The organism is Nocardiopsis potens DSM 45234, from assembly GCF_000341105.1.
Classification (GTDB): domain Bacteria; phylum Actinomycetota; class Actinomycetes; order Streptosporangiales; family Streptosporangiaceae; genus Nocardiopsis_A; species Nocardiopsis_A potens.
On the sequence record NZ_ANBB01000112.1, the window covers coordinates 1 to 3,319 of the forward strand.

General features: G+C 74.9%; 2 protein-coding genes. Both read left to right on the plus strand.

What is annotated here, in order from left to right; translation table 11 throughout:
- Nucleotides 1-1,133: 1,133 nt before the first annotated feature.
- Nucleotides 1,134-2,633 (plus strand): CoA-acylating methylmalonate-semialdehyde dehydrogenase, encoded by a 1,500-nt coding sequence (locus D459_RS0130105; protein WP_017596707.1) that lies wholly within the window; start codon nt 1,134-1,136, stop codon nt 2,631-2,633.
- The coding region (locus D459_RS0130110; protein WP_017596708.1) for an acyl-CoA dehydrogenase family protein at nt 2,633-3,319 on the plus strand (687 nt) is incomplete at its 3' end. The genes D459_RS0130105 and D459_RS0130110, both read left to right, overlap by 1 nt.

The window sequence follows — 3,319 nt, forward strand, 5'->3', positions numbered from 1 at the left end:
GGCGGCGAGGGCGGGAGCGGTCGGGCGCCGTGTTCACCGGCCGGGCCCGGCGCGTGGTCCCGGCGGGGGGCGGGGCGGTGCCCCGGCGCAGGGGGCGGGCCCGCCTGCCCGCGCCCGCCAGGAGGTCTTATCCCTATATGCCCGGTTCGCGGCGGGGATCGGGCGGGGCCGGGGGCGCCCTGCGCACCTCCGCAGCACCCCGATTACATCTACCAGCGAGTAGTAGCTCCCGAGGGTCCCACCGCCCTCTCTCTGGTTACCCAGAGTGGCCGAATAGGGGCCTGCGGGAGAACGAAAGCGGCGTCCCGCTCCCACTCCCGCCCTCTTCGGGTTCCGGCCCCCTGCTTTGCGGCCTTGCGGGCGGCTCGAACCCCCCATCACCGGCCCAGCCAAGGCGATCCGGGGCTTCCGGGAGCCGATCCGGGCCGGGATGCGCGCCCGGGAATCACCGGGGTGCTCTCGCGGTGCGCAGAGCACCCCACTCCGCCATCACCCTGCGTATTTGCCCAGGTCGGGGAGGTGCGGTGGTTTCAAGGGCGGCCGGCCCGGCGCCCGGGCGGCGCGGGCACGGCGATCCCGCCCCCTCTGCCCGCCCTGACCGCTCCCGCCCCGCTCTGCCGCACCGGACCGACCAGCTGGTCCCCCGCCCGCCGTCGCCGCCCGCTTGAACCTCCGCTCTGCGGGGCGCCGCGCTCGGGTGGGGCACCCGACCCGGTTCCTGCCTGCGCCGTCGCTGCCGGTCTGGACCTTCGCTCTGCGGGGCGCCGCGCCCGACCGACCGGCCGGTTCCCCTGCCCGCCGTCGCTGCCCGCCTGAACCCCGGCCCTGTGGGGTGCCGCACCGGACCGACCGGCCGGTCCCCCTCCCTGCCTTCGCCGCCCGCTTGAACCTTCACCTCGTGGGGCGTGGCGGGCGCCGGCGCGGCTCGGGATCGGCTCGGTGAGTGGGCGCGGGGCGGAAAGTCAAGGGGATCCGGGCACTGGATTTATTTGGACGTCCAACTATATGGTCGGGGGGACCCGCCCGGGGCCGCTCGGACCGCCTTTCCGTCCGCCCGGCCGGGCCGCGGCCGCCTGGGGTGCGCCGCGGGCCCGTCCGGTACCCCCGAACGACCGAGAGACAGGTGTTGTGCAATGGCGCATGAACTCAGCCACTTCGTCCACGGGAAGCGCGTCCCCGGAGCATCGGGCGCCTTCGGCGACGTCTACGACCCCAACACCGGACTGGTCCAGGCCCGGGTCCCGATGGCGGACCGCGCCGAGACCGAGGCCGTGATCGCCGACGCCGAGGAGGCGCAGCGCGAATGGGGCGAGTGGAGCCCGCAGCGCCGCGCCCGCGTCCTGCTCCGCTTCCTGCAGCTGGTCGAGGACGAGCGCGAGGACATCGCCCGCATGCTCTCCGCCGAGCACGGCAAGACCGTCCCCGACGCCCACGGCGACCTGCAGCGCGGCCTGGAGGTGGTGGAGTTCGCCGCCGGCGTCCCGCACCTGGTCAAGGGCGAGTTCAGCGACACCGCCGGGACCGGGATCGACGTGCACTCGCTGCGCCGCCCGCTGGGCGTGGTCGCCGGCATCACCCCGTTCAACTTCCCCGCGATGATCCCGCTCTGGCAGGCCGCCCCCGCACTGGCCTGCGGAAACGCCTTCATCCTCAAGCCCTCGGAGCGGGACCCCTCGGTGCCGCTGCGGATCGCCGAGCTGTTCGCCGAGGCCGGCCTGCCCCCGGGCGTGCTCAACGTGCTCAACGGTGGCAAGGAGGCCGTCGACACCCTGCTGGAGGACCCCCGGGTGGCCGCCGTCGGCTTCGTCGGCTCCACCCCGGTGGCCCAGCACGTCTACGCCACCGCCGCCGCGCACGGCAAGCGCGCCCAGTGCTTCGGCGGGGCCAAGAACCACCTGATCGTGATGCCCGACGCCGACCTCGACCAGGCGGTCGACGCGCTGATCGGCGCCGGCTACGGCTCGGCCGGGGAGCGCTGCATGGCGGTCTCGGTCGCGGTCCCGGTCGGCGAGGAGACCGCCGACGCGCTCGTCGCCAAGCTGGTCGAGCGGATCGGCGGGCTGCGCGTCGGCCCCTCGCACGACCCGGAGGCCGACTTCGGGCCGCTGGTCGGCGCGGACGCCCTGGAGCGGGTGCTCGGCTACGTCGACCTGGGCGTGCAGGAGGGCGCCGAACTGGTGGTGGACGGCCGCGGCGCCAAGCCGGAGGGCTACGAGGACGGCTACTTCCTGGGCGCCTGCCTGTTCGACCGGGTCACCCCGGACATGCGCATCTACCGGGAGGAGATCTTCGGCCCGGTGCTGTCGGTGGTGCGCGCCGCCGACTACGAGGAGGCGCTGCGCCTGCCCGACGAGCACGAGTTCGGCAACGGCGTGTCGATCTTCACCCGCGACGGCGACACCGCCCGCGACTTCACCCACCGGGTCACCACCGGCATGGTCGGGGTCAACGTGCCCATCCCGGTCCCGGTCGCCTACCACACCTTCGGCGGCTGGAAGCGCTCCGCCTTCGGCGACCTCAACCAGCACGGCCCGGACTCGATCCGCTTCTACACCCGCACCAAGACCGTCACCTCGCGCTGGCCCTCCGGGACCAAGGAGGGCGCCAGCTTCAGCATCCCGGTGGTGCGGTGATGGCCGGATCCGCGCTCGCCGAGGGCCTGGGCGAGGAGCAGGCGGCGCTGGCCGAGGCCGCCCGCGACTTCGCCCGCGAGCACCTCGCCCCGCACGCCGCCGACTGGGACCGGGACAAGCACTTCCCGCTGGACGTGCTGCGCAAGGCCGCCGAGATGGGCCTGGGCGGGGTCTACGCCGCCGAGGAGCACGGCGGGTCGGGGCTCTCCCGCTCCGACGGGGTGCTGGTGTTCGAGGCGCTGGCCACCGGCTGCCCCTCCATCGCCGGCTACCTGTCCATCCACAACATGGCCGCCTGGATGGTCGACCGCTACGGCGACGCCGACCAGCGGGCCCGCTGGCTGCCCGGGCTCTGCGCGATGGAGACCCCGGCCAGCTACTGCCTCACCGAGCCGGGGGCCGGGTCGGACGCCGCCGCGCTGGCCGCCCGCGCCGTGCCCGACGGCGACGGCTACCGGCTCGACGGCGTCAAGCAGTTCATCTCCGGGGCCGGCGCCTCCGACCTGTACCTGGTGATGGCCCGCACCGGCGGGGCCGGGCCGCGCGGCGTCACCGCCTTCGTCGTCGAGCGCGGCGACCCCGGCCTGTCCTTCGGCCCCAACGAGTCGAAGATGGGCTGGAACGCCCAGCCCACCCGCCAGGTCGTGCTGGACGGGGTGCGGCTGGGCCCCGAGCGCCGGCTCCGC